The sequence below is a fragment of the Amycolatopsis sp. A133 genome (assembly GCF_031082405.1).
Classification (GTDB): Bacteria; Actinomycetota; Actinomycetes; order Mycobacteriales; family Pseudonocardiaceae; genus Amycolatopsis.
Window position 1 is genome coordinate 420,724 of the sequence record NZ_JAVHJU010000057.1, and the last position, 25,708, is coordinate 446,431.

The 25,708-nt window shown below is 74.6% G+C and carries 14 protein-coding genes; 4 read left to right on the forward strand and 10 right to left on the reverse strand.

The features are described from left to right. Positions 1–54 precede the first annotated feature (54 nt). Positions 55–885, forward strand: coding sequence for a PaaX family transcriptional regulator C-terminal domain-containing protein (locus Q5425_RS34300; RefSeq protein WP_308676511.1), 831 nt, complete (start codon positions 55–57; stop codon positions 883–885). Here the strand turns inward: Q5425_RS34300 and Q5425_RS34305 are convergent. Genes Q5425_RS34305 through Q5425_RS34320 form a run of 4 tightly spaced genes read right to left on the reverse strand, consistent with a single transcriptional unit; the run spans position 873 to position 4,109 of the window. After that, positions 873–1,709 (reverse strand): 3-hydroxyacyl-CoA dehydrogenase family protein, encoded by an 837-nt coding sequence (locus Q5425_RS34305; RefSeq protein WP_308676512.1) that lies wholly within the window; start codon positions 1,707–1,709, stop codon positions 873–875. The genes Q5425_RS34300 and Q5425_RS34305 overlap by 13 nt on opposite strands. Next, positions 1,706–2,728, reverse strand: a complete 1,023-nt coding sequence (locus Q5425_RS34310; protein WP_308676513.1) for an HAD-IIIC family phosphatase — start codon at positions 2,726–2,728, stop codon at positions 1,706–1,708. The genes Q5425_RS34305 and Q5425_RS34310 overlap by 4 nt, the downstream gene beginning before the upstream one ends. After that, on the reverse strand, positions 2,725–3,819 hold the full coding sequence (locus Q5425_RS34315) for an acyl-CoA dehydrogenase family protein (RefSeq protein WP_308676514.1): 1,095 nt from the start codon (positions 3,817–3,819) through the stop codon (positions 2,725–2,727). Before Q5425_RS34315 ends, Q5425_RS34310 begins: the two co-directional genes overlap by 4 nt. A 5-nt stretch (positions 3,820–3,824) precedes the next feature. Further along, positions 3,825–4,109 (reverse strand): acyl carrier protein, encoded by a 285-nt coding sequence (locus Q5425_RS34320; protein ID WP_308676515.1) that lies wholly within the window; start codon positions 4,107–4,109, stop codon positions 3,825–3,827. Between the two features lie 254 nt (positions 4,110–4,363). Between Q5425_RS34320 and Q5425_RS34325 the strand changes: the two genes are divergently transcribed. From Q5425_RS34325 to Q5425_RS34335, 3 genes are read left to right on the forward strand one after another with little or no spacing between them, the layout of a single operon-like run. Then, positions 4,364–12,784 carry a non-ribosomal peptide synthetase gene (locus tag Q5425_RS34325; RefSeq protein WP_308676516.1) on the forward strand — a complete coding sequence of 2,807 codons (8,421 nt, stop codon included), beginning with the start codon at positions 4,364–4,366 and terminating at the stop codon, positions 12,782–12,784. A gap of 13 nt (positions 12,785–12,797) precedes the next feature. Beyond that, a complete protein-coding gene (locus Q5425_RS34330) occupies positions 12,798–18,194 on the forward strand; it encodes a condensation domain-containing protein (RefSeq protein ID WP_308676517.1) in 5,397 nt (1,798 codons plus the stop codon). Beyond that, the gene (locus Q5425_RS34335; protein ID WP_308676518.1) at positions 18,191–19,177 is read left to right on the forward strand and encodes a 3-oxoacyl-ACP synthase; all 987 of its coding nucleotides are present in this window, start codon (positions 18,191–18,193) and stop codon (positions 19,175–19,177) included. The genes Q5425_RS34330 and Q5425_RS34335 overlap by 4 nt, the downstream gene beginning before the upstream one ends. A gap of 45 nt (positions 19,178–19,222) precedes the next feature. Here Q5425_RS34335 and Q5425_RS34340 read toward each other — a convergent pair whose 3' ends face one another. The 6 genes from Q5425_RS34340 to Q5425_RS34365 form a co-directional block, all read right to left on the reverse strand. Further along, a complete protein-coding gene (locus Q5425_RS34340) occupies positions 19,223–21,097 on the reverse strand; it encodes a Calx-beta domain-containing protein (RefSeq protein WP_308676519.1) in 1,875 nt (624 codons plus the stop codon). A 445-nt stretch (positions 21,098–21,542) separates the two neighbouring features. Next, entirely contained in the window at positions 21,543–22,778 is a 1,236-nt protein-coding gene (locus Q5425_RS34345) for an NAD(P)/FAD-dependent oxidoreductase (protein WP_308676520.1), read from the reverse strand. Between the two features lie 5 nt (positions 22,779–22,783). Then, a complete protein-coding gene (locus tag Q5425_RS34350; RefSeq protein ID WP_308676521.1) occupies positions 22,784–24,325 on the reverse strand; it encodes an FAD-dependent oxidoreductase in 1,542 nt (513 codons plus the stop codon). After that, entirely contained in the window at positions 24,322–25,053 is a 732-nt protein-coding gene (locus Q5425_RS34355; protein WP_308676522.1) for a class I SAM-dependent methyltransferase, read from the reverse strand. Before Q5425_RS34355 ends, Q5425_RS34350 begins: the two co-directional genes overlap by 4 nt. Beyond that, positions 25,050–25,370 (reverse strand): lycopene cyclase domain-containing protein, encoded by a 321-nt coding sequence (locus Q5425_RS34360; protein WP_308676523.1) that lies wholly within the window; start codon positions 25,368–25,370, stop codon positions 25,050–25,052. Before Q5425_RS34360 ends, Q5425_RS34355 begins: the two co-directional genes overlap by 4 nt. Next, positions 25,367–25,708: a lycopene cyclase domain-containing protein gene (locus Q5425_RS34365; protein WP_308676524.1), complete on the reverse strand. Its 342-nt coding sequence runs from the start codon at positions 25,706–25,708 to the stop codon at positions 25,367–25,369. Before Q5425_RS34365 ends, Q5425_RS34360 begins: the two co-directional genes overlap by 4 nt.

Sequence of the window (25,708 nt, forward strand, 5' to 3'; positions counted from 1 at the left end):
GGCCGTCAATAATCTGCACAACATCAAGTGGCGGGCCGGGTTAGGCTGGCGCTCGTGACGCACTCCGCCGAGACCGGCTCCGGGCCCCGCCCGAAGTCCGTCATGCTCACGTTCCTGGGCATCCACCTGCTCGGCCGGGAGACGGCGATCTACTCGGGCAGCGTGATCGACGTGTTCGCGCGGGTCGGCGTGTCGGAGGAGGCGGTCCGCTCGACGCTGACCCGCATGGCGGGCACCGGACTGCTGACCCGGCACCGGAACGGGCGGAAGGTCTACTTCGGTCTGAGCGCGCGGCTGGCCGCGGTCCTCGAAGACGGCAGGCGGCGGATCTGGGAGACCGGCGCGGTCAACCGGTCCGAGGACGGCGGCTGGACGCTGGTCGGCTTCTCGCTGCCGGACACCCGCCGCGGCGATCGCCACGACCTGCGCCGTCAGCTGACCTGGGCGGGCTTCGGCCTGCTGCAGAACGGTTTGTGGGTCGCCCCCGGCGTCCGGGACGTCGCGGCCATCGTCGAGCAGCTCGGTCTCGACGGGCACGTGACGGTTTTCACGGCGCAGCCGGCGAAGCCGACGGAAGCGGCCGAGCTCGTCGGCAAAGCCTTCGACACGGCGACGATCGCTTCGCGCTACCACGACTTCCTCGACAAGTGGGACGCCGGGAAGCCGTCGTTCCCCGACGACCTGACGCGCCAGCTGATGCTGCACTCGGACTGGCTGCACGTCGTCCGGCGGGATCCCCACCTCCCGGCCGGGCACCTGCCCCGCGACTGGCCGGCCATCCAGGCCGAGACGCTGTTCCGCAAGCTCGACGAAGACTACCGCGACGGCGCGGCCCGGCTGGCGGACGAGACGCTCGAACTGCTGCCGGCGGATCAGCCCGGGTAGGCGTGCAGGCCCCGGCCGGTCTTGCGGCCCAGCCTGCCGGTGCCGACGAGCTCGGTCAGCAGCGGGCACGGGCGGTACATCGGATTTCCGGTGCACTCCAGCAGCACCACCAAGGTGTCCAGGATGACGTCGAGCCCGATGAGGTCGGCCGTGCGCAGCGGGCCCATCGTGTGCCCGAAGCAGTTTTCGAAGACCTGGTCGACGGTGACGGCGTCGGCGATGCCGTCCCCGACCGTCGCGATCGCCTCGTTGATCGTGGCCATCAGCACGCGGTTGGCGACGAAGCCGGGGCCGTCGGCGACCACGATCGCCCGTTTGCCGAGGCCGGCCAGCACGTCGGTGGTGGTGCGGACCGCTTCCTCGCCGGTCGCCGCCGCGCGGACCACCTCGACCGCGTCCTTGAGCGGGGCCGGGTTCATGAAGTGGGTGCCGACGACCCGCTCCGCGCGTGCGGTGGCGGCGGCGAGCCTGCCGATCGGGACGGCGGAGGTGCAGGAAGCGAGGACCGTCGCGGCGGGACAGAGGCGGTCGAGGTCCCCGAACAGCTTTTCCTTCACCGGCAGGCGTTCGGCGGCGCATTCGACGACGAACTCGCTGGCGCCCAGTTCGCCGAGCCGGCCGGTCCAGCGGATCCGGTCCGCCACCGCGGCCGGGGGACGGCGGCCGAGCAGGGCCGCCATCCGCAGGCCGTCCCGGATCCGCGCCGGACCCCGGTCCAGTGCCCGCGGGTCGGTGTCGGCGACGACGACGTCGTGCCCGGCCGCGGCGAAGCACTGCGCGACACCGGTGCCCATCACCCCGGCTCCCACGATCCCGACCTTCACCGGCTTCTCCCGTCGACGATCCGGACGTGCCCCGGCCGCGGGGGTGGCGGTCGCCGCGGGTCGAACGCCAGCACCCCGGGCCCGGCCGGTTCGAAGCCGGCGAACCGCAGCGTCACCAGCATGACCCGGTTGGCGGCGGTGGGCACAAAACGGGCGACGGGACGCCGTCCGCGCGCGAGGGCGTCCCGCACGAGGTGGCCGAGCAGCACGGTGCCGATCCCGCGGTTGAGCACCCGGCACGACGTCAGCAGCAGTTCCAGGACCGTGTCGGGGCCGTTGTGGTGGAGGACGGCGAGCCCGACCGTGCCGTGCGCGCCGAACCGGTCGGCCACGTCCGCGACCAGCACCTCGTGCTCGCGGGAAGCGCACAGCTCGCGCAGCTGCGCGGCGTCGAGGGTGCGGCCGGTGGTGTTGAGCTGGTGGGTCCGGAGGGTGAGTTCGTGCGCGCGGGCGAAGTCGTCCTCGGTGGCGGGCCGCACGGTCATCGCGAGCCCGAGCGAGGCGAGGAATTCGGGCGGCGAACCGGGGAACGCGCGTTCCGCCGCGGCCCGGTCCCGTTCGGCGAGGTACCGGTGGCGGCGGCGCCGCGACTCGCCGGTCACCACCTCCGGCCGGAACTCGGCCAGCCCGGGGAACTCGCCGACCCGCTCGGCGGGGTAGCAGCGGACCATCGGCAGCGCGGCGGCGACCTCGGCGCGCTCGGCCGGGTCGTTGTCGGCGAAGGCGATCGTGTCCAGGCCGAGGTTCAGCTCCGCGGCGATGCGGCGGATGGCCGCGGACTTCTCGCCCCAGCCGACTTCGACCGCGCAGAACAGCTCCGCCAGGCCGTGTTCGGCGAGGTGCCCGGTGGCGCGCGCGAACTCGCCCCGGCCCGCCACGGCGTGCAGGATCCCGCGCCGGTCCAGCGTGTGCAGCGCGGCCACCGCGGCGGGGAACGGCCGGGGCCGGTCGCCTTCGAGCACGACGCCGTCCCAGAGCGTGTCGTCGAGGTCCCACACCAGGCACTTGACCGGGTTCACGGCCGCCACCGCAACGCGTACCCGCCGAGCTGCTGTTCGGCGACCTCGTCGGCGCCTTCGATGATCCGCATGACCTTGGCGTCGCGGAAGAACCGGCCCACCAGGCTGTCTTCCGCGCAGCCCGCCGCCCCGAGGACCTGCCCGGCCCGGTCGGCGACCGCGGCGGCCGCACCGGCCGCGACGTACTTGGCCAGCACGGTCCCGGCCACCGCGGCCGGCTCGCCGCCGTCCCGCTGGGCCGCGGCGCGGATGCACAGCTCGCGCGCGGCGCTGGTGTCGGCCAAGCTGCGCCCGAGCAGCGCCCGCACTGCCGGGTGCTCGGCCAGCCGCACACCGCCCTGGACGCGGTCCGAAGCGTGGGCCGCGGCGGCGCGCAGACAGGCCTCCGCCATGCCGACGCAGCCCCAGGCGACGGTGAACCGCCCGTGGTCCAGCGCCGTCGCCACGACGTGGGACAGGCCGAACCCCGGCGGGGCGAGCAGGTTCCCGGCCGGCACGAGCACGCCGTCGAAGCGGACGTGGGCGAGCTGGGCCGCGCGCAGCCCCAGCTGGCCCCGCACCGGCTCGATCGCCGTGCCGGGCCGGTCGGCCTCGACCAGCACGGCGACGGGACGGCCCGCGCAGGTGGCGAGCACCAGGAAGACGTCGGCGACCTGCCCGAAGGTGACCCACAGCTTGCGGCCCCGCAGGCGCACCTGCCCGGCTTCGCGCTCGGCGGAGGTGGTCACGGCCGACAGGTCGCTCCCGGCGCCGGGTTCGGTGGCCGCGAACCCGGCCAGCACGTCCCCGCGGGCCAGCCCCGGCAACCAGCGGGCGCGCTGCTCGGGGGTGCCCCAGCGCCGGACGGCCGCGGCGACCATGCCCTGCACCGTGATCAGGGCTCGCAACGCACTGCACACACCACCGAAATCGGCGCACAGCTCGCCGAGCTCGGCCTGGGTGCGGCCGGCGCCACCGGCGGAGGCGGGCAAGTCGGCGGCGAGGAAACCCGCGTGCGCCAGGGCTTTGACGACGTCCGCCGGCACGGCGCCGCGGGCGTCCCAGTCCGCGGCGCCAAGCCGCACCTCGGCCGCGAACGCGGCGGAGTCCATTGTGGTCACGGGAGCCCGCCCGCGCGTTTCCGGAGCACGAAGCCGGTGACGCGGTTCATGGTCCGGAAATTGTCGAGGTCCAGGTCTTCGACCGCGACTTCGATGCCGAACCGGCGTTCGACGTGCGCCACCAGCTCCAGGGCCAGCAGCGAATTCACCAGTCCCAGTGCGAAGTAGTCTTCGTCGGGCCCGGGGGCGTTCCCGCCGGTCGCCGTGGCGAAGAACCCGGTCAGCTCCGCCAGGATTTCTTCGGCGGCGACGTCCGCGCCCACCGGCTGCTGGCCTGCCACGCGCCCTCCCTCGACGATTTCCCCCGCCCCGAAGCTAACACGCCCCGGGTGCGGCCGACGGCGCCGAACGGCGTAATCGCCTAATATGTCCTTAGTGGACGATCAATTTCCCTTGTGGCCGAGTGCAATTATGGACAGTGACGGCCGGTCCCTCGTTCGGCGGCTTGCCGCTGGTGCGAGGCCGCTGGAAGTATCCGGAGTTCGTCACCGCCGGGAAAAACCATTCCGGCATTGTGTCTGGGGAAATTCTGGGGATGACAGCCACGACTGAACCATCGAGCGGCATCGGCGACGTGCTCGCGGACCGGGCGTCCCGCGACCCCGCGGCGACCGCACTGGTCTGCGGCCGGGACCGCCTGAGCTACGCGGAACTGGCCGCACGCAGCGACGAAGTGGCGGCGCGCCTGGCCGCGCGGGGCGCCGGCCCGGAGAGCCGGGTCGGACTCCTCGTCGAGCGCGGGGTCGACATGGTGGTGGCGGTGTTCGGAGTGTTGCGAGCGGGGGCGGCGTACGTGCCGTTGGAGCCGGAGCACCCGCAGCGGCACCGGGCTTCGCTGCTCGCCGACGCCGGGGTGACGCTGGTGCTGACCGAGCCGGGGCTGGCGGGTGGGTTGCCGCCGGGGTGCGTACCGGTGTTCGTGACGGACAGTGGCGCGGGTGCCCCGGATGGCGGCGCTGGGATCTCGCCCGGTTGCGGGGCAGGTGGCGAGATTGGCGGGACCCAGCCTGACTGCATGCCGGCGACGGCCGCGCCGGGGCACAGCGATTCCGCTGGGATCCCGCCCGGCTCGGTGGCGAGTGGCGAGACCGGCGCAACCCGGTCCGACTGCGTGCCGCCGACGAGCTCTCCCGCCTCGGCCGCGCCCGGCGGTTCCGCTGGCACCTCACCCGACTCGGTGGCGAGCGGCGAGACCGGCGCAACCCGGCCGAACTGCGTCCCGCCGTCGAGCATTCCCGCCCCGGCTGCGCCCGGCGGTTCCGCCGGCACCCCACCCGACTCGGTGGCGAGCGGCGAGACCGGCGCAACCCGGCCGAACTGCGTCCCGCCGACGAGCACTCCCGCCCCGGTCGCGCCCGGCGGTTCCACCGGCACCCCACCCGACTCGGTGGCGAGCGGCGACACCGGCGCAACCCGGCCCGACACCACCACCCCACCCCGCCCGCGGACCCGGCCCGACAACCTCGCCTACGTGCTCTACACCTCCGGCTCGACCGGCCGCCCCCGGGGCGTGCTCGGCACCCACCGCGGGCTGCGCCGCCTCTTCGCCGCCCACCGCGTGGCCCTCTTCGAGCCCGCCGCCCGGGCCGCGGGCGGGCGGCGGCTGCGGGTTGCGCACACCGCCCCCCTCTCCTTCGACGCCTCCTGGGTTCCGCTGCTGTGGATGCTGGACGGCCACGAACTGCACGTCCTGGACCGGCGGGATCCGCGGGCCACGGTGGCCGCGCTGGCGGCCGCGCGGGTCGACGTTCTTGATGAGACCCCCTCCTACCTGCGGGTGCTGCTGCTCGCCGGGCTGCTCGACGGGCCCGGGCGGCCCCGGGTCGTCCTCGCCGGTGGGGAGCCGGTCGATCCGGAGCTGGGTGCCGCGCTCGCCGCCGCCGGGGTGACCGTCCACAACGTCTACGGCACCACCGAGACCACTGTGGACAGTCTGCTCTGCCCGGCGCGGACCGAAGGACCTCCGGTGCTCGGCAGGCCCGTCGCCGGGACGCGCGCCCAGGTGCTGGACGCCGGGCTGCGGCCGGCCGCGGAAGGAGAGCTCTGCCTGTCCGGAGACGGGCTCGCCCGCGGCTACCTCGGCCGGCCCGGGGCGACCGCGGCCGCGTTCGTGGCCGATCCGGCCGGGCCGCCCGGCTCGCGGATGTACCGCACCGGCGACCGGGTGCGCCGGCGGGACGACGGGCTGCTGGACTTCCTCGGCCGCGCCGACGGGCAGGTCAAGATCCGCGGCATCCGCGTCGACCCCGCCGAAGCCGAAGCGGCCCTGCTGAGCCACCCCGAACTGGCCGCCGCGGCGGTCGTGGCGCGGCGGGACGGCCGCGACGCCGACCACCTGGTCGCCTACGTCGTCCCGGTCACCGCTCCCGCACCGCCGCCCGCGCGGCTGCGGGCCTTCCTGCGCGGCCGCGTCCCGGAGCACCTGGTGCCCGCCCGGTTCGTCGAGCTGGCCGCCCTGCCGCTGACCGGCCGCGGCAAGCTCGACCGCCGGGCGCTGCCCGAGCCCGCCGGCCCCGCCGAAACGGTCACGGCGCCGCGGAACCCGGCGGAGGAGCTGGTCGCCGGGATCTGGCGCGAGGCACTCGGCGTACCCCACGTCGGCGTCTCGGACGACTTCGTCGAGCTGGGCGGGGACTCGATCCTCGCGATGCGGGTGGCCGGCACGCTCAACCGGCGCTGGGGGACGGCGCTGCCCGCCCAGGCCGTCTTCGAACACCGGACGGTCGCCGGGCTCGCGGCGGCGCTCCCCGCCGCGCACACCGGCCGCGCACCGGCCCGGACGACACCGGGCACCGCGCTCTCGTCCGGGCAGGAGCGGCTCTGGTTCCTCGACCAGCTCTCTCCGGGCGGGGCCGAGTACAACACCAGCGCCGGTTACCGGCTGCGCGGGCCCCTGTCGCTCGACGCGCTGTCCGCCGCGCTCACGGCCTTGGCCGAGCGCCACGAGTCGCTGCGCACCACGTTCCCCACCGTGCGCGGGCGGGGGGTCCAGGTCGTCGGGCCGCCGCGGGAGGTCCGGCCGGACGTCCGTGCCGCCGGAGACATCGAGCGGGACCTGCTCGCCGAGGTGCAGCGGCCCTTCGACCTCGCCCGCGGCCCGCTGTTCCGCGCGACGGTGTTCGAGCTCGGCGAGGACGACCACCTCCTGGTGCTGGTGCTGCACCACATCGTCACCGACGGCTGGTCCATGGGCGTCCTCGCCGTCGAGCTCGGCCGGTTGTACTCCGACGCGGCGGCCGAGCTGCCCCCGTTGCCGTTGCGGTACGCCGACTTCGCCGCCTGGCAACGCGACCGCCTCGCCGGGTCCGAGCCGGACGACCGGATCGCCTACTGGGAGCGGCAGCTGTCCGGGGTGCCCGCGCTGGAGCTGCCCACCGACCGGCCGCGGCCCGCGGTGCGCGGGACGGCGGGCGCGACCCACCGGTTCACCGTGCCCGCCGCCACCACCACGCGGCTGGCCGCACTCGGCCGGGAACGCGGCGCCACGCTCTTCATGACCCTGATCGCGGCGGCGCAAGTGCTCTTCGCCCGCTACACGGGCCAGCGCGACGTCGCGCTCGGCACGGTCACCGCCGGGCGGTCCTGGGACGAACTCGCGGGCCTCGTCGGTTTCTTCGTCAACACCGTCGTGATCCGCTCCCGCCTCGACGGCGACCCGTCCTTCGCGGACTTCCTGGCCGGCGTCCGCTCCACCGTGCTCGACGCGATGGCCCACGACGACGTCCCGTTCGGCCGCCTGGTCGAGCTGCTCGCCCCGGACCGCGACGCGAGCCGGTCGCCGCTGGTGAACGTGATGGTGGTGCTGCAGAACGCGCCGTCGGCGGTGCCGGAACTGAGCGGGCTGGTGGTCGAGGAGCTCGACCTGCCCCGGCGGTCGGCGCAGTTCGACCTCACGGTGGAGTTCGAGCCGCGGGACGGCGGCCTGCGCACCACCGTCGAGTACAGCACCGAGCTGTTCGAGCCCGGCACGATCCGGCGGCTGGCCGAAAACCTGCTCACGCTGCTCACGGGCATCGCCGACGACCCGGGGCGGCGGTTGTCCCGGCTGACGTTCCCGGCGCCCGGGCAACGGCGGGAGCTGCTGGCGGTGGGCCGTTCGACGGCGGAGGGGCCCGGGCTGACCGTGCCGGACGTCTTCGCCGAGCGCGTCCGCGAGCGCCCGGACGCGGTCGCGGTGACCTGCGCCGGCACCGCCCTGACCTACCGGGAGCTGGACACGTGCGCCGACCGGCTCGCACGCAGGCTGAGCGCGCACGGCGCCGATCCGGACGTCCGGATCGGCCTGTGCGTACCGCGGGGGATCGACGCGGTTGTGGGCATGCTGGCCGTCCTGAAGGCCGGCGGCGCCTACGTCCCGCTCGACCCCCGCTACCCGGACGAACGATTGGCGTTGCTGCTGGCGGATTCCGGGGCCGCGGTGGTGCTCACGACGCCGGAGGTGCGAGACCGGGTGCCTCGCGGGGCGCGCGTGCTGACCCTGGACGACGGGTGGGAACCCGACCGGCCCGGTGACTCCCCGGTGAGCCGGGCCCGGCCGGGGAACCTGGCCTGCGTGCTCTACACGTCCGGTTCGTCGGGCCGGCCGAAGGGCGTGCTGATCGAGCACCGTTCGGTGACCCGGCTGTGCGCCGACCCGTACGCCCGGCTCGGCCCGGACGACGTCTCGACGCAGTACGCGCCGCTGTCGTTCGATGCCTCGACGCTGGAGATCTGGGGTGCGCTGCTGTCCGGGGCGCGGCTGGCGATCGACTCCGAAGACGTGCCGTCGGTCGAGGCGCTCGGCGCGTTCGCCCGCGCCGAGGGCGTGACCGCGCTCTGGCTGACCGCGGGGATGTTCCACGAGGTCGCGGCGGCCGACCCCGGCGTGTTCGCGGGCCTGCGGCGGCTCGTTTCCGGGGGCGACGTCTTGTCGCCGCAGCAGTGCGCGACCGTCCTGCGCCGGTGGCCGGAGCTGGAGCTGGTCAACGGCTACGGGCCCACCGAGGGCACCACGTTCACCGCCTGCCACCGGGTCCGGGCCGCCGACGGGGGTCGCCCGGTGCCGATCGGGCGGCCGATCACCGGCACGCGCTGCCTGGTGCTGGACCGCAACCTCGACCCCGTGCCGGCCGGCGTGCCCGGCGAGCTGTACATCGGCGGCAGCGGCCTGGCCCGCGGCTACCTGGACCGGCCCGGGCTGACGGCCGACCGGTTCGTGGCCGACCCGTTCGGCGACGGCACCCGGCTGTACCGCACCGGCGACGTCGTCCGCTGGCGCGCCGGCGAGGAGTGGGTGCTGGACTTCCTCGGCCGGTCCGACGACCAGGTCAAGATCCGCGGCTTCCGGATCGAGGTGGGCGAGGTCGAGGCGGCGCTGCGGCGGCACCCGGACGTCGCCGAAGCCGTCGTGCTGGCCCGGGAGGACACCCCCGGCCACAAGCGGCTGGCCGGCTACGTCGTCCCGCGCCGCCCGGTCGAGGCCGGTGTGCTGCGGGAATTCCTCGGCCAGAGCCTGCCCGGCCACCTCGTCCCCGGCGCGCTGGTGTTGCTCGACCGGTTCCCGCTGACACCGCAGGGCAAGATCGACCGCCGGGCGCTGCCGGCCCCGCGGCCGGGGACCGCCCGCGCCCGCACCGCGCCCCGCGGGCCGGCCGAGGAGCTGGTGACCCGGGTGTGGGCCGAGGTGCTCGGCGTGGAGCACGTCGGGGCGGCGGACAACTTCTTCGAGCTCGGCGGCGATTCGATCCTCGGCATCCAGGTCGTGGCGCGGGCCCGGCAGCTCGGGCTGCGGCTGAGCGCCAAGGACGTCTTCCTCCGCCAGACCCCGGCCGAGCTGGCCGCGGCCGGGGTCTGGGCGGAACCGGCGGCCCGCGAGGCGCCCCGGCCGTCCGGGCCGGTGCCGCTGTCCCCGGTCCAGCACTGGTTCTTCGCGACGATCACCGAGCACCCCGGGCACTTCACGCAGTGGGTGTCGGCCGAACTCGCCGCGGACACCGACCTCACGGTACTGCGCACGGCCGTCGAGGCGCTGGTCCGCCACCACGACGCGCTCCGCCTGCGCTTCCGGCACGTCGGCGGCGAGTGGCGGCAGGAGTACGCGGAAACCGTGCCGGACACTGTGTTCCGCGTTGGTCCTGTGTCCACTATGGATTTCTTCGAGCTCGACGGCGGTGCGTTGTTCACGGCGGTGGCGGACGGCTCGCGCCTGCTCCTGGCCGCCCACCACCTCGTCGTGGACGGCGTTTCGTGGCGGATCCTGCTGGCGGACCTGCGCACGGCCTACCGGGCGGCCCGCGCCGGACGGCCGGTGGAGCTGCCCCCGCGGACGACCTCGTTCGGCGAGTGGTCCCGCCGCCTGGCGGCCCACGTGGCGGCGGGCGGCTTCGACGACCAGCTCGCGTTCTGGAACCGGGCGATCGACGGCGCCGAGGCACCGCCCGACGGCCGTCCGGGCCCGCAGCGCACGGTGACGGTCCGGCTCGACGCGGGGGAGACCGGGGCGTTGCTGCGCGACGCCCCGGCCGCCTACCGCACCCGCATCGACGACCTGCTGGTGAGCGCGCTCGGCCGGGTACTGGCCGGGTGGACCGGGCACGACCGGGTGGTCCTGGAGCTGGAGGGCCACGGCCGCGAGGAGATTTTCGGTGACGTGGACCTGTCACGGACGGTCGGCTGGTTCACGACGCTGTACCCGTGCCCGGTGCAGATCCCGCGGGACGGCGGCTGGGGCGCGGTGCTGAAGTCGGTGAAGGAGAGCCTGCGAGCGGCACCGGACCGCGGGCTGGGGTACGGCGCGCTGCGGTACCTGGGGGAGACACCGCTCGGAGCGCCCCGGCCGGTGGTGGCGTTCAACTACCTCGGCCGGTTCGACCTCGCCGACGGTGAAGGGTACGGGACCGCGATTATCGCCGAGGCGGGGCGGCGGGATGCCGTGGCCTCGGCCGGTGGCGGGCCGGATGGTGTTGCCGGGGCCCAGCGCCCACATGCCCTTGCCCCGGCCGGCGAGCCGGACGCTGTTCCCGGCGCCGGGCGGCCGGATACCGCCGCCCCGGCCGGCGAGCTGTTCCGTTCCGCTCCTTCGGCGATCGGCCTGAGCCGCGCACCCCACCTCACCGGCACCGCCCGGCTCGACGTCACCGCGGCCGTCACCGCCGCCGGGGAACTCGAATTCGAATGGACCTACTCCCCGGGCGCGCACGAACCGGGCACCGTCGCCCGCCTCGCCGACGGTGTCCTCGCCGCGGTGCGCGAGATCACCGCCCACTGCACCGAGCCGGGTGCCGGTGGCCGTACCCCCTCCGACTTCCCGCTCGCCGCCGCGACGCAGGCGGAACTCGACCGGCTCCTCGGCGACGGCCGCGCCGTCGAAGACGTCTACCCGCTGACCCCGATGCAGGCCGGGATGCTGTTCCACAGCCTGTCGGAACCGGGCACCTACCTCGAGCAGGTCTCCTTCACCCTGAGCGGCGCCGACGACCCGGCCGCACTGGAACGCGCCTGGCGGCGGGCCGTTGAGGAGATCCCGGCCCTGCGCACCGCCGTGCGCTGGACCGGCGTCCGCGAACCGGTCCAGGTGGTGCACCGATCCGTGACGCTGCCGGTGACCGTGCACGACTGGCGGCAGCGGAGCGACCCCGACGCCGCCTTCCGGCAGCTGCTGGCCGCCGACCGGGACGCCGGGCTGGACCCGGCCGTGGCGCCGCTGATGCGGGTCGCCCTGATCCGGCTGGCCGGCGCCCGGATCCGGCTGCTCTGGACCTTCCACCACGTGATCCTGGACGGCTGGAGCGTCTTCGAGGTGCTCACCGACGTCCTGGCCCACCTGTCCGGGCGGCCCGCCAAGCGGCGCCGTCCCTTCGCCGACCACCTCGCGTGGCTGGCCCGGCAGGACGCGGCGGCCGCCGAAACCCACTGGCGGAAGGTCCTCTCCGGCCTCACGCCGACCCGGCTGCCGTTCGACCGGCCGCCCGGTCGCGCCCACCGCACCCGCTCGACGTCCACAGTGGAACGAACACTGTCCGCTGTGGACTCCGCGCGGCTGGCCGCCTTCGCCCGGCGGCACCGCCTGACCGTCAACGCCGTGGTGCAGGGCTCGTGGGCGCGGCTGCTCGCCCGGCACGGCGGGGACCCGGACGTCTGCTTCGGTGCGGTGGTGTCCGGCCGCCCGGCCGAACTGCCCGGCGTCGACGCGATCGTCGGCATGTTCGTCAACACCGTGCCCGTCCGCGTCACCGTGGCCGAGGGCGAAGACCGGCCGGGCTGGTTCCGGCGGCTGCAGGCCGATCAGGCCGAGGCGCGCCGGTTCGGGCACGTCTCGCTCGCCGCGCTGCGCCGCTGGAGCGGGCTGCCCGCCCGCACCAGCCTCTTCGACAGCATCGTCGTGTTCGAGAACTACCCCTTCGACCGCGACAGCCTGGCCGAGCGCGGGCTGCACGTGGCGGAGCTGACCGCCGTCGAGATCACCAACTACCCGCTGGCCCTCGTCGCCCACGGCAGCGCCCGCGACGACGAACCGCTGACGCTGCAGCTCGGTTACGACCCCGCGCTCTTCGACCCGGGCACGGCCGAGGCCCTCGCCGTCGAACTCGCCGACCTGCTGCGGGAACCGGCCCGGCCGGCCGTGCTGCCGCCGCGTGACCGCCCGCCCGCACCACCCGCCCCGGCCGGGACCGACGCCGCCTACCTCGCGCCCCGCACCGCGACCGAGCGGACGCTGAGCCGGATCTGGGCCGAGGTCCTCGCCGTGGAACGGGTGGGCGTCGACGACGACTTCTTCGCCCTCGGCGGCGATTCGCTGCTGTGCCTGCGGGTCACCGCCCGCCTGCGTGCGGACTTCGGCGCGGCGCTGCCGCCGCGGGCGCTGTTCGACAACCCGACGGTCGGGGCGCTGGCCCTGATGCTGGAACACCCCACGCTCGAAGCACTGGGCCGGGCGGTGGACCGCGGCCTGAACCCGCCGAAGGACTACGAGCTCTAGGAGGTCGGAGCCGGTGCGCAACGACGACGTGGCGATCATCGGGGTGTCCGCCCTGCTCCCGGGCGCCCACGGGCTGGACGCCGTGCACGAACTGCTCGCCGAAAGCCGGGACACCGTCGGGCAACCCGATCCGGAGCGGCTGCGGGAGAACGGCTTCGCGGACGGCCCCGGCTACCTGCCGATGGGCTACCTCGACCGGATCGACCGGTTCGACCACCGGTTCTTCGGGGTGCCGCCGGCCGAGGCCACGTGGATGGACCCGCACCAGCGGCTGATCCTGCAGCTGGCCCACGAAGCCCTGGAGAACGCGTGTTACGCGCCTCAAGCGTTGCGGGGCTCGCGGACCGCCGTCGTGCTCGGCAACTCCCGCTCCGACTACGAAGACCTCTTCGACGAGGAAGACCCGCAGCAGATCTTGGGCATCCTGGGGGCCTCGCTCGCGGCGCGGATCAGCTACCGCCACGACTTCACCGGTCCCGCGCTCGTCCTCGACACCGCGTGCAGCGGCAGCCTGGTCGCGGTCGCCCACGCCGTCGCCCTGCTGCGCAGCGGGGCCGCGGAACTGGCACTGGCGGGCGGCATCAGCGTGCGGCCGGTGCCGATCCGGGAGGCCGGGCACGTCCCGGTCCGCGGGGTCGAGTCGCCCGAAGGCCGGTGCCGCCCGTTCGACGAGAAGGCCACCGGGGCGGTCGGCGGCGAAGGCGGCGGGATCGTCGTGCTCAAGCCGCTGCCGGCCGCGCTGGCCGACGGCGACCACGTGCACGCGGTGCTGAAGGGCATCGCGGTCAACCACAACGGCTACCGGATGGCCAGCATGAGCGCGCCGAGCCGGGCGGCCCAGACCGAGGTGATCACCGCGGCCTGGCGCGACGCCGGCGTCGACGCGGCCACCGTCGGGTACGTCGAGTGCCACGGCTCGGCCACCCCGCTCGGCGACGTCGTCGAGGTCGAGGCCCTGCGCCAGGCGTTCGTCGACGCCGGCGTGACGGCCCCGCACTGCGCGATCGGCTCGATCAAGGGCAACATCGGGCACCTGGACAACGCCGCCGGGGTCGCCGGGCTGGTGAAGGTACTGCTCAGCGTGCGGCGCGGCGTCCGGTACCCGACCGCGCACTTCGAGACGCCCAACCCGCTGATCGACTTCGGCGGCCCGGTGCGGGTCAACCCCGCGTTCGGGCCGTGGGACGACGCCGTGCCGCGGCGCGCGGGCCTCAGCTCGTTCGGGCTCACCGGGACCAACGTGCACGCCGTCGTGGAACAGGCCCCGCCGGCTCCGGTGCCCGCGGAACCGGACGGCACCGACCACCTGGTCACGGTGTCGGCGAAGTCGGCGGCCGCGCTCGCCCGCTACCGCGACCGGCTCGCCGCGTTCGCCGAGGACAGCGGGCACGGCGTGCTCGCCGTCGGGCACGCGATGAACCGGGGCCGCGACGACCACCCCTTCCGGCTCGCCGTCGTCGCCGACGGACCCGGCGCTCTCGCCGCGGCCCTGCGATCCGCCGCCCTCCCGGACGCCCCCGCCGCGGACGACCCGCCGGTGGTGCTGCTCTTCTCCGGCGACGGCGGGGTTGAACCCGAGCTCTGGGACCGGCTGTGCGCGGCGTGGCCGGTCCTCGGCGAGGACCCGCTGCCCGATGAGCCGGGCCCGCGGCTGGTCGCCGTCCACCACGCCCTGCACCGGCTGGCCCGGTCGCTGGGCATCCCCGACACCCACCTCGTCGGTTCCGGCGCGGGCAACCTGTCGGTGCGGATCGCGCGCGGGGAGATGTCGCTCCAGGGCGGGCTGCAGGCCGCGACGGGCCGGGCCGTCGGTCCCGGGCACGACGCCGGACGGCTGGCCGAGGCGGTCCGCGGGTTCGTCCGGGACGGCGCGGTGCTGGTCGAGCTGGGCACCGGCGGTGTGCTGTCGCGGACGATGCGCCGCCTCGCCCCCGAGCTCGGCTGCGTCGAGCTCGTCGCCGGTGCCGGACGGCGGCCGGTGCTGCGGCAGGTGGCGTCGCTCTACCGGCTCGGCGTCCGCCTCGACTGGGACCGCCACTACGACGGCGCGGCCGTGCCGAGGATCGAAGCCCCGGCGTACCCGCTCGAGAACGTCCGCTGCTGGTGCCGCCCGCCGGGTGCGCCGGCCGCCGAAACCCCGGCCCCGGCACCCCCACCCGCGGCGGTGTCCGATGTGGACACCGAGCGCCGGGTCGCCGAGGTGTGGGGGCGCGCGCTGGGCGAGGACGGGCTCGCGTCCGGATCGGACTACTTCGCCCTCGGCGGGACGTCGATCGCAGCGATCACCGCGTTGCGCACCATGGAACGCGACTTCGGCGTCGAGCTGACCTTCGCCGATCTGTACGGCTACCCGACCGTGCGGGCCTTCGCCGCCCGCATCCAGGCGGTGCGGGCCGAGCGCGGCCCGTCCGAAAACCTCCCCGCCATCACGGCGCTGCCGCGCGGCGGCCCGCTGCCGCTGTCGTCCGGCCAGGAACAGCTGTGGTACCTGGACCGGCTGAACCCCGGCAGCGCGCTCTACAACATCCCGCACGACCTGCGGCTGTCCGGCCCGCTCGACGAAACGGCGCTCACCGGCGCGGTGCACGACCTGCTCGCCCGGCACGAGGTGCTGCGCACCTGCATCCCCGACGAGGACGGCGTGCCCTTCGTGGCGCTCGCCGATCCCGGGCCCCGGCTGGTGGTGCACGACCTGAGCGGGTTACCCGAAACCGAGCGGAACGCGGCGGCGGGCGAACTGGCCGACCAAGAGGCCGTCCGCCCGTTCGACCTCGCCACGGGCCCGCTGGTGCGCGTCACGCTGCTGCGCCTGGCCGCCGACGACCACGTCCTGCTGTGGACCTACCACCACATCGTCTTCGACGGCTGGTCGCCGACGATCTTCTTCCGCGACTTCACCGAGCTGTACCACGCACGGCTGGCCGGCCGCGAGCCGGAGCTGCCCGGACTGCCGTTCCAGTTCGCCGATTTTGCGGCCTGGCAACGGGAACGCCTGTCGGGGGAGACCCTCGAGCGCGGCCTGCGGTTCTGGCGCGCCGAGCTGGCCGGGCTGCCGTCCGGGCAGCTCCCGCTGGACCGGCCGCGCCCCGCGGCCCAGCGCTTCGACGGCGGGCTCGTGGAGTTCACCGTGGCCGAACCGGCGGCCGAGGCCGCCCGCAAGTTCAGCCGCGAACACGGCGTGACGACGTTCGTCACGATGCTCGCGCTGGTCGACGCCCTGCTGCACCGCTGGGCCGGGTTCACCGACGTCGTCGTCGGCGTGGCCACCTCGGGCCGGACGCACCCGGCGACGCATGACCTCATGGGGTACTTCAACAACCTGCCGCCGTTCCGCACGCGCGTCGAGGGCTCGCTGACGTTCACCGATCTGGTCCGGCGCTGCGCGGACACCGTCGCGAAGGTCCTCGACCACGAGGAAATCCCCCTGGAGAAGATCGTCTCGGCGGTGTGCGGACCCCGCGAGCCCGGCCGGCAGCCGCTGTTCGACGTGGCCTACACCTACCAGAACGTCCCGCAGGACACCGCCGAACTGGGCGGGCTCGGCTGCTCGCGCTTCTCCGACGGCGGCACGATCGCCGGGATCGCGCCGGGCACCGCGAAGTTCGACCTCACCGTCGGCGTCATCGACCAGCAGGACGGGCCGATGGACGGCTACTTCGAGTACGCGACGGCGCTGTTCGACCGGGAGACCGCGGCGGCGCTCGCCCGCCTGCTGCCCGGCCTGCTCGACGCCGTGCTGCGCGAACCCGGCCGCCCACTCGACGCACTCCCGGCCGTCGACGGCGAGCCGGTCCCCGCCACCACCCACCGGGAGCCCGCCATGACCGCACCTTCCCCTGTGGACAGTGACACCGTCGCCCGCGCCGAACGGGTCCTCACCGCGATCTGCGCGGACCTGCTGACCGCCGGCGACCCGGTCCGCCCCAAGGACAACTTCTTCGACCTCGGCGGCGATTCGGTCCTCGGCGTCCGGGTGGCCGCCCGCGCGGCGAAGGACGGCGTCCACTTCACCCCGCAGCAGCTGCTGCAGTGCCGCACGCTCGCCGAGCTGGCGCGGGCCGCGGTCGTCGACGGCCCGGCGCCGGTACCCGGGCCCGTGTCGTCCGGGGCACCGGTTCCCGTCCCCGAAGCCCTCCGCGCGATCCCGCCGACCCCGATCATGCACAGCTTCCTGCAGCGGGTGCCGGACGAGGTCGGCGACTTCGTCGACGTGCACACGGTGGAGACCACCCCCGAGATCGGCGCGGCCGCGATCCGGACGGCCGTCGGGCACCTGCTGGCCCTGCACGAGCCGCTGCGCTACCGGCTGCGGCGCAACGCACTGGGCGCCCGGCTCGAGGTCGCGGACGTCACCGCGGCCGACGTGTTCGACACGAAGGTGCTCCCGCCGCTGAGCACCGACGAGGAACTCGGGATCGTCGCGGACGACTGCCTGGCGATGAAGGCGGAGATGGACCCCGCGCGCGGGCCGCTGTTCCGCGTCCGCCACTACGACCGCGGGCGCGCCCGCGGCGGGCTGCTCGTGTTGCTGGTCAACCACTTCGTCTTCGACAACATGTCCACTGTGGTCGTCCTCGACGACCTCGACGTCCTGCTCGCCGACCTCACGGCGGGCCGCAGCCCGGCCCCGGCGCCGCGGCCGGCGCGGTGGCGGGAGTGGGCCGAGCACCTGCGGGCGATGGCGGCCTCGGACGAGCTGTCCGGGGAACTCACCTACTGGACGGCGACCCTGCAGGCGGCCGCGGCCGCGGGGACCGTCGGCGGCTCGCCCGGCGACGGCATCACCACCCGGACGCTGGCGGATCCGGCGGTCGCCGCGCTGCTGTCCGCCGGCGGTGCCGAGGGCCGGGAGGCGGCGCTGTGCGCGGTGTCGTACGGCCTGGCCCGGTGGCAGGACGCGCCGATCGCGTTCGTGATGACCGAGGGGGAGGCGACGCCCAACCCGTTCCGGCTGGCCGGCCGCGGCCCGTCGGTCGGCTGGTTCACCACCCTGCACCCGCTGGTGCTGCCGGTCGAAGCGGGCAGCGCGGCCCGGGACGGCCTGCCGGAGATCGCCGACCGCGCGCGGTCGGTGCCGAACGACGGCGTCGGGTACGGGATCCTGCGCCACCTCTCGCCGGACTCGCCGGGCACCGCCCGGCTGCGCGCCCTGCCCGAGCCGGAGGTCCTGGTGCTGCACGGGCCGAGCGACACCTCCGCGTTCGACTCCGGCGTCCGCCTGCTGCGGACCCGCTGGGACCTGTCGGTGAACCTCAAACGCGCGGTCGCGTCGTGGTTCCCGCTGGTCGTCACGAGCGCGGTGCGCGACGGCGCACTGCGGCTGGCCGTGGCCGGCGGCGTCGGCCAGGACCGGCTGGACGCGCTCGCCGACGAGATCACGGGCGCCTTCACCGAACTGCCCGGCGCGTGATCGCCCTCGCCGCCTCGGCGTGGTACCTGCCGGAGACGTCCATCGCCGTCACCGAGCTGCCCGAGCTGGCTTCGCTGTCCGACACCGAGCGCGCGACCTGCGCCGCACTGGGCATCGACCGGGTGCCCGCCGACGACACGCTCACCGCGGCCGAGCTGGCCGCCCGCGCGGGACGGCGGGTGCTCGCCACCGCGGGCCTCGGCGCCGACGACGTCGACGTCGTCTTGACGGTGGAGCCGCGGGCCCCGCAGACGTTGGTCAGCTCGGAAGCGACCCGGCTGCAGGCGATGCTCGGCGCCGGGCGCGCGATGGCGTTTTCCGTCGGTGGCCTCGGCTGCGCGTCGCTGACCCCGGCGCTGCTCGCCGCGAGCGGGCTGCTGCGCGCCGATCCGGGCCTGGCGAACGTTCTGGTCCTGCACGGGAGCAAACCCGCCACCCCCGGGCGCTACCGCCACCCCGTCACGGTCAACGGCGACAGCGGCGGCGCGCTTCTGCTGCGCCGCCGGGGATCGCTCCGGATCCGGGACATCCTGCTGGAGACGAACGGTGCCTACGCGGACCTGTTCCGGGTCGAATACCGCGACGAGGAGTTCGCGCGGTGGCGGGAGGAGTGCACCGATCCGGCGGTCTATTCGTTCCGGCTGGCGGTGGAGACCCGCAACCGGCTGCGGGGGCTGGTCACCCGCCTCCTCGGCCGCAACGGGCTGAGCCTCGGCGACGTCCCGTGCTGCCTGACGCAGAACCTGTCCACGGCCGCGTTCCGGAACTGGTCGGAGGCGATCGGCGTCCCGATCGCAAAAGCGTGCTTCGACAACCTGGCCCGCTACGGCCACCTCGGACCCAACGACGTCTTCTTCAACCTCTCCAGCGCCCGGGAGACCGGAGAGTTCGACGGCCGCGCGGTGCTGCTCAACATCAGCCCCTCCGCGGCTTGGAGCGCGCTGCTGGTCACCACCGGCGGCACGACGGCCCACGAGCTGTGAGCCCCGGGGCGGGCGGAAGCCGCCCGCCCCGGGGAGTTCACCGGATCACCGCTTGCAGGGGTGGCCCGCCGGGTGCGCGGCGGTGCCGTGCACGTCGGCCTGGGACTCCGCGAGCACGATCTTCGCCAGCGGGGTTTCCAGCGCGACGGCCTGCTGCTTCACGACGCCGTCCGCGATCGTCTGGCCGTTCAGCTTCAGCGAGCCGACGACCAGCGCGATGGTCAGCGGCGCCGAGCCCACCGCGACCGAGACGCCGTTGATCTTCAGCGAAGCAACGCTGGAACTGCCGGTCAGCGCCGGGGCGAGCCCGCCCGGAGCCGGCTGGCAGGTCGCCGCCGCCTGGGACTGGATCACGCCCAGCTCGATGGTCAGCCCGAGCGTGCTGATCACCGTCTTGTCGATCTTGGCCGACGCCTGCGCGTGGTCACCGGCCGCCGGAGCCGCCGACTGGTTGTCCGGCGTCAGGTCGGTCGCGGAGGTCAGCGCGTGGGTCTGCACGTTGATCAGGCCGGCGTTGAGCGTCGCGTCGAGGACGGACTTGCTGTCGTCGGCGCAGGGCAGGTTCGCCGGGTTCGCCACGGCGGCGGTGATGCCGATGACGTTCGCGGCGGTGCCGGTGCAGGAGAAGACGCCGTCGCGGTCGTCGTCGACGATCGTGCCGACACCGGTGGGGTCGACCAGCCCGGCGCCGGCCGGGGCCGAGAGCGTCACGGTGAACGTCTCGTCCGGCTCGTCGACGGTGTCCGGGTTGACCAGCACGGTCACCGGCTTGGCCGTCTCGCCGGGTGCGAAGGTCACGTCACCACTCGCCGCCTGGTAGTCGGCCGGTGCGGTCGCGGTGCCGTTGGCGGTGGCGTAGTGGACCGACACCGGGTTCGGGCTCGCGCCGCCGAGCAGCGACACGGTGAAGGTGGCCGGGACCGGCGCGCCGCCGGAACCCTCGGCCACCGTGACGTCGTTGATGCTCAGGCCCAGCACGCGCACGGTCGTCGTCTCGACGAACCCGCGGGACACGCCGTCGACCAGGTAGTCGACCGTGCAGTGGTAGGTGCCGGGCGCAGCGTCGGCCGCGGCGGTGACGGTTTCGGTGAACGTCGCGACGTCCCCGCTGGGCACCTTGACGCTCGCCGGGGCGTTGGTGACCGTCAGCTGCGGGTCGCAGGTGGTGACCTTCGGCGTCACCGTCACCTCGATGGACTTGATGCCGGCGAGGATGGCCTGCGAGACCTCGTCCGAGGGCACGTTGTTCAGCAGCACGCCCCCGGTGGCCGTGGCGATCGCACTGGCCTGGCCGTCGGCGTCCAGCGCGCCGACGTTGACCGCGACCACGCGGATGTTCGCCGCCTTGAGCGCGTCGACGGTCTGGGCGAGGGTGTGCCCGCCGCTGGGGTCGTGCGACGGCGCGTCGCCGAACCAGGCGATGATGCGGGTGCCGTCCGGGCGGAAGGCGACCGCGCCGGTGGCCAGCTCGTAGAGGGCGTTGAGGTCGGCTTCGGGGAAGTCGCCGCCACCGCCCGCCGACCACTGGTTGATCCCGGCCTGGACCGCGGCGGTGTCGCCGGTGATGCCCTGGTTGACCTTGAAGGGCACGGAGTCGGTGAAGTCCTTGTACTCGGCGACGCCGAACCGCGCGGTCGGCTGCGCGGCGAGCACGTCGCTCGTGATGGCGCCGGCGTTCGTGCGGACGTCGGTGATCGCGCCGCTCATGCTGCCGGTGGTGTCGGCGAGCAGGACGAGGTCGGGGTTCGGGGGGACGGCGGAGGTGGTGACGTGCTTGGTGATGCCGGTGCTCTGCCCCGCGGCGAGCGTGAGGTCGACGGTGGCCGGATCGACCCCGGGCGGCGCCGCGGCCGCCACCGCGGCCGGGGTGAGCAAGGCACTGATCGTGATCAGCGCGACGAACGATGATCTCCGCGACATGACTTCCCTTCGAAGGCCGGATTACTGCGGGTTGCCTCGGGAAGACGGAACGGCGGGGATTTTGTTAGCGAGCCGGGAGAACGTCACCCGGAGCGCCCTGTGTCAAGGAGCTCAACGGGGCACGCCACCGGATCGGGGCCACCCGGACCACGGGCGCGCTGGGCCGGAACACTGAAGATCACGGGATGGGATTCACTCGATCCAGCGATGAAGCCGGACCGGACCGGCACGATCGGTACCGGCCGGTGGGCGGGATCTTGGCGGTTTTCGCCGTGCGTGACGTGGATTTACGCCCGGATGTCGTAACGCGCAGCGCCGTTCCGGTGCCTCGCCGCGGGTCCGGCTCGGCTGCCGGAAGGTCGCGAATGAGTCATTCGCGACGCCGGAGGTCCCCAATGAGTCATTCGCGACCCCCGGACCCGGGCCGGACCCGGGCCTGTCCCGATCAGCCGGAGCGAGGCCGGGGGCCGAGGTCGGCGAGCACCGCCCGGGCCGCTCGCGTTCCGGAAGCCAGCGCGCCCTGGAGGGAACTCGTGTCCCGGTGATCCCCGCACACGTACCGGCCCTCGCCCAGCCGGACCTCGCGCCGGAGCTCGTGCGGGGACGGCATCGCCGGGAGCCCGTGGGTGATCTCGTACCGGCCGACCAGGGGCCAGCGGGTCGCGTCCGTGCGGTACATCCGGCCCAGCGCCCGGCGCACCTCGTCCTCCGGCAGCGTGGTCAGGGCCGACGCGCTCACGAGCGCGGCTCCCGGCGGGGCGTAGGACGGGCACACCTCGCTGACCACGCTGGTGCTGGTCAGCGGCCCGCCCCGCGCGTCGATCACGATGACCGGCTCGCGCAACGGCGATCGCGGTGGCGCGAAGTACCACGTGGTCCCGCTGTTCCACCGCGGCTCGGCGACGCCGGTGAGGCGGGCGGCCGTCGAGCCGTCGGTCGCGACGACGACCGCGCGGGCCGTGCGGACCTCGCCGCCGGCCGTGCGGACCCGGCCCGGCCGGACCTCCTCGACCGGGGTGCCCGTCCGGACGGCCGCCGTCGGCAGGGAGCGGGCGAGCTGCCGCGGCAGCTCACCCATGCCCAGCGCCGGCAGCGACGGGGCCGAGCGCAGGAAACTGCGCCACACCAGCTGGAAGAAGCGGGCCGAGGTGGTCAGCCCGGCTTCCAGGAACACCCCGGAGAGGAACGGCCGGAACACGGTCTCCACGGCCCGCGCGGACACCCCGGCGCGCTGCAGCTCGCCGAGCGTCGTGCGGTCGTCGCGGTCGATGATCGCCTGGGCCGGCCCCGCGGCGACGCGGGCGGACAGTGCGCCGAGCGCGGCCAGGTCCTTCGCCGACAGGTAGCGCCGGGCCGCGATGTCGCGCAGCGCCTTGGGCGTGTCCAGGGGGTTCCCCAGCAGGGAGACGCGGTCGTCGTCGGCCACCCGGACCGCGCGCCAGAACCGGCCGAGGTCCAGGGCGCCGACGTCCACCAGGCGCCGGATCGCCGGGTAGGCCGGGTTGAGGATCTGGAACCCGCGGTCGAGCCGGAACCCGTCGACGACGTCGGTGCGCACCCGCCCGCCCACGTCGTCGGCGGCTTCCAGCACCACGCACGCCACCCCGGCCCGGTGCAGGGTCACGGCGGCGGCCAGCCCGGCGAGCCCGGCGCCGACGATGACGGCTTCGTGGTCGGCCATCCCGGTCACCCGCCGAAGTGCTTGGTCGAGGCGAGCCGGTTCAGCCAGCCGATCCGGCCGCGGTTGGGGACCGAGCGCAGCGGGTGCCCGGCGAGCCCCCAGCCGGACAGCAGTGTGTTGGCCGCGGCCCAGCCGGTGGTGGCCGCGCGTTCCATCAGGGCGACCGGGAGGTCGATCCGCACGCCGTCGCCGGCCAGGGCCAGCGCCGGGTCCGGCGTGGTCACCGTCGGGCGGCGCGCGAAGCCGCCCAGCCCGAACAGCGGGCAATCCTCGCGCCACAGGGAAATCGACGCGCTGACCGTGGCGTCGAGGGTTTCGGGGTAGATCGTGTGCAGCCGGTCGTCCACGGCCTTCACCAGCGTCTCGCGGTCGTCGGTGGTGACCGCGTACGCGTGCAGCTCGACGACCGAGCCGCCGGTGCGGGCCGCCCACCGCCGTGCCTCGCCCTCGTAGCGGTCGAGCAGGCTGATGTTGTCCAGCGGCGGCACGCTCCCGGTGCCGAGGAACGGCGGCCGGGCGCTGTCGACGGGCCGGTCGAGCCAGAGCCGGCGGACGAGGAACGGCGGTGCCGTCCGCAACCCGGTCACGGCCGCTCGCCATTCCGGAGTGCCGACGGTGGGCGACGCGCCGATGATCTGCTGCAACCCCCGGACGTCACAGGCGAGCACGACGGTGTCGAACTGCGTGGTGTCCGCCGCCGTCGTGACCGCGAACCCCTCGGCCGTGCGGTCCAGGGACGCCACCGCGGTGCCGGTGCGGATGCGCACCCGGCGATCGGTCAGGTACCCGGCCAAGGGATCCCACAGGGCCTGGGGGAACGGCTCGGTGGGCACGTCGAACACCAGGCCTTCGCTGGAGCCCAGGAAGTACAGGTGGAACATGGTCGCCAGTTCCGCCGCGGACAGCTCGCGGGGGTCGGCGAAGAAGCTGCGGGAGAACACCTCGAACGCGAGGTGCTTGGCCGCGTCGGGGAAGTTGATCGTGTCGAGGAAGCTCGCGGCGTCGGTGCCGTCGAGCCGGTGGTAGGTCTCCGGGACGCTCACCGTCGCCAGCGGCAGGGCTCCGCGGCCGTTGATCCGCACCAGGTCCCGCGGGGTGAACGTCGGGCTGCGCCAGGCGAACGCCAGCGCGTTCCACGGCGGGGTCCGGGGGAGCCCCGCGAAGGTGTCCGTGCGGCCCTGCGCGTCCAGCAGGGGGTAGTCGGCCAGCGGGGCCAGCCGGTCCAGCGCGGGATCGGTGCGCATGAGCAGGGACCGCAGGTTGTAGTACTGGCGGAAGAAGGCGTGGAAGCCCCGGCTCATGGTCACCGCGGTGCCGTCCGGCAGCCGGTCGGCCCAGCCGCCGACCCGCCCGCCGAGGTGGCCGTCGCGTTCGAAGAGCGTCACCGTGACGCCCCGCTCGGCCAGCCCGGTGGCGGCGGTGAGGCCCGCGATGCCGCCGCCGACGACCGCCGCGGTCGGGCGGCGGCCGAGCAGTCCCGCGTCGGCGAGGCCGGGTGGGGCCGGGCGCGTCTCGATCCGGCGGTCGGTGCCGAGGGGGCGGGTCACGGGTGCTCCTGCGGGTTGGTGCCGAGGACGGTGTGGACGACGCCGTGCTGCCAGCCCGGCATCGTGGCGGTGCGGACGTCGGTGAAGCCGGCGTCCGAGAGCCGGCGGGCGAGTGCGCCGATCCCGTCGAATTCCAGGACACTGCGGCGCAGGTGCCGGTAGAGGGTCGCGTCGCCGGTGGTGACCTTCCCGAGCGGGATGATCACGCCCGCGCAGACCGCGTTCCACACCCACCGGGCGCGCCGCGAGTCGTGGACGGAGTACTCGTGGACCGCGATGCGGCCACCGGGGCGCAGCAGCCCGCGCAGCCGCCGCAGCTGCCGGGTCGGCGCGGTGAGGTTGCGCAGCAGGTACGCCGCCAGGATCGCGTCGAAGGGGCCGTCGATCCCGTCGAGGTCCTCGACCGGCGTGTGGACGAAGGTGACCCCGTCCGGCCAGTCCTTGGCCCGGGCTTGCGCGAGCATCTCCCCGGAGGCGTCGAACGCGGTGATCCGCGCCCCGGGCGCGACCGACACCAGTGCGGCCGTCGACGCGCCGGTGCCGCAGCCGGCGTCCAGCAGCCGCAGGCCGGTCCCGTCCGACGGCAGCTCCAGCCGCTGCGCCGAGAGCTGGAGGTGCTCGTGGTAGCCCGGGTTGGCCCCGACCAGCCGGTCGTACCACCGGGCTTCGGTGTCGAAGGCCGACGGGACGGCGCCGCGGGGGAGACCGTCCTTCGCCATCGCGTTCATGCTCGCTCCCGACGGGGGTCGGCTCGTTCCCAGACCAGCAGCACGGCGGTCACGAGCGCGAAGCCGAAGAGGAAGTCTTCGACGGGGATGTCCCACGGTAGGCGCCAGTTCGTGATGTGCTGGGGCGCGTACCGCACGATCGGGTCGGAAAGCTTGGTCAGCCAGCCGTCCACCGGGATCTGGAAGCCGGTCACGATGGCGATCGTGATCCAGTAGGCGGGCCGGCGGAACAGCCCCGTGCGCAGCAGGAACAGCTCGGCCAGGACGACCGCGGCCACGGCGGCGACCGCCGGCACGGTGTAGCCCCACGGGATCACCGGCGGGCCTCCTGCCGGCTGCGCCGCCCGAGCACCGCGAGCGTGAGCTGGACGATTTCGTAGGTCAGCACCCCGCAGACGGGGATCACGACGAAGAACAGGATCTCCTCCAGCGGCACGCCGAAGGGCGCGCGGATGCCGGTGACGTGTTCCGGCGCGTAGTCCCAGACCCCGCCGGCGATGGCCAGCGCGTCCCAGACGAGGAACACCAGCGCGACCGGCAGCACCGCGCGCGCCAGCCGCCGCGGCTGCCGGTAGACGCGCGCGCCCGCGATCTCCAGCGGCAGGGTGACCAGGACGCACGCGGCCAGCACGACGAGGTATTCGGCCTGGCCCAC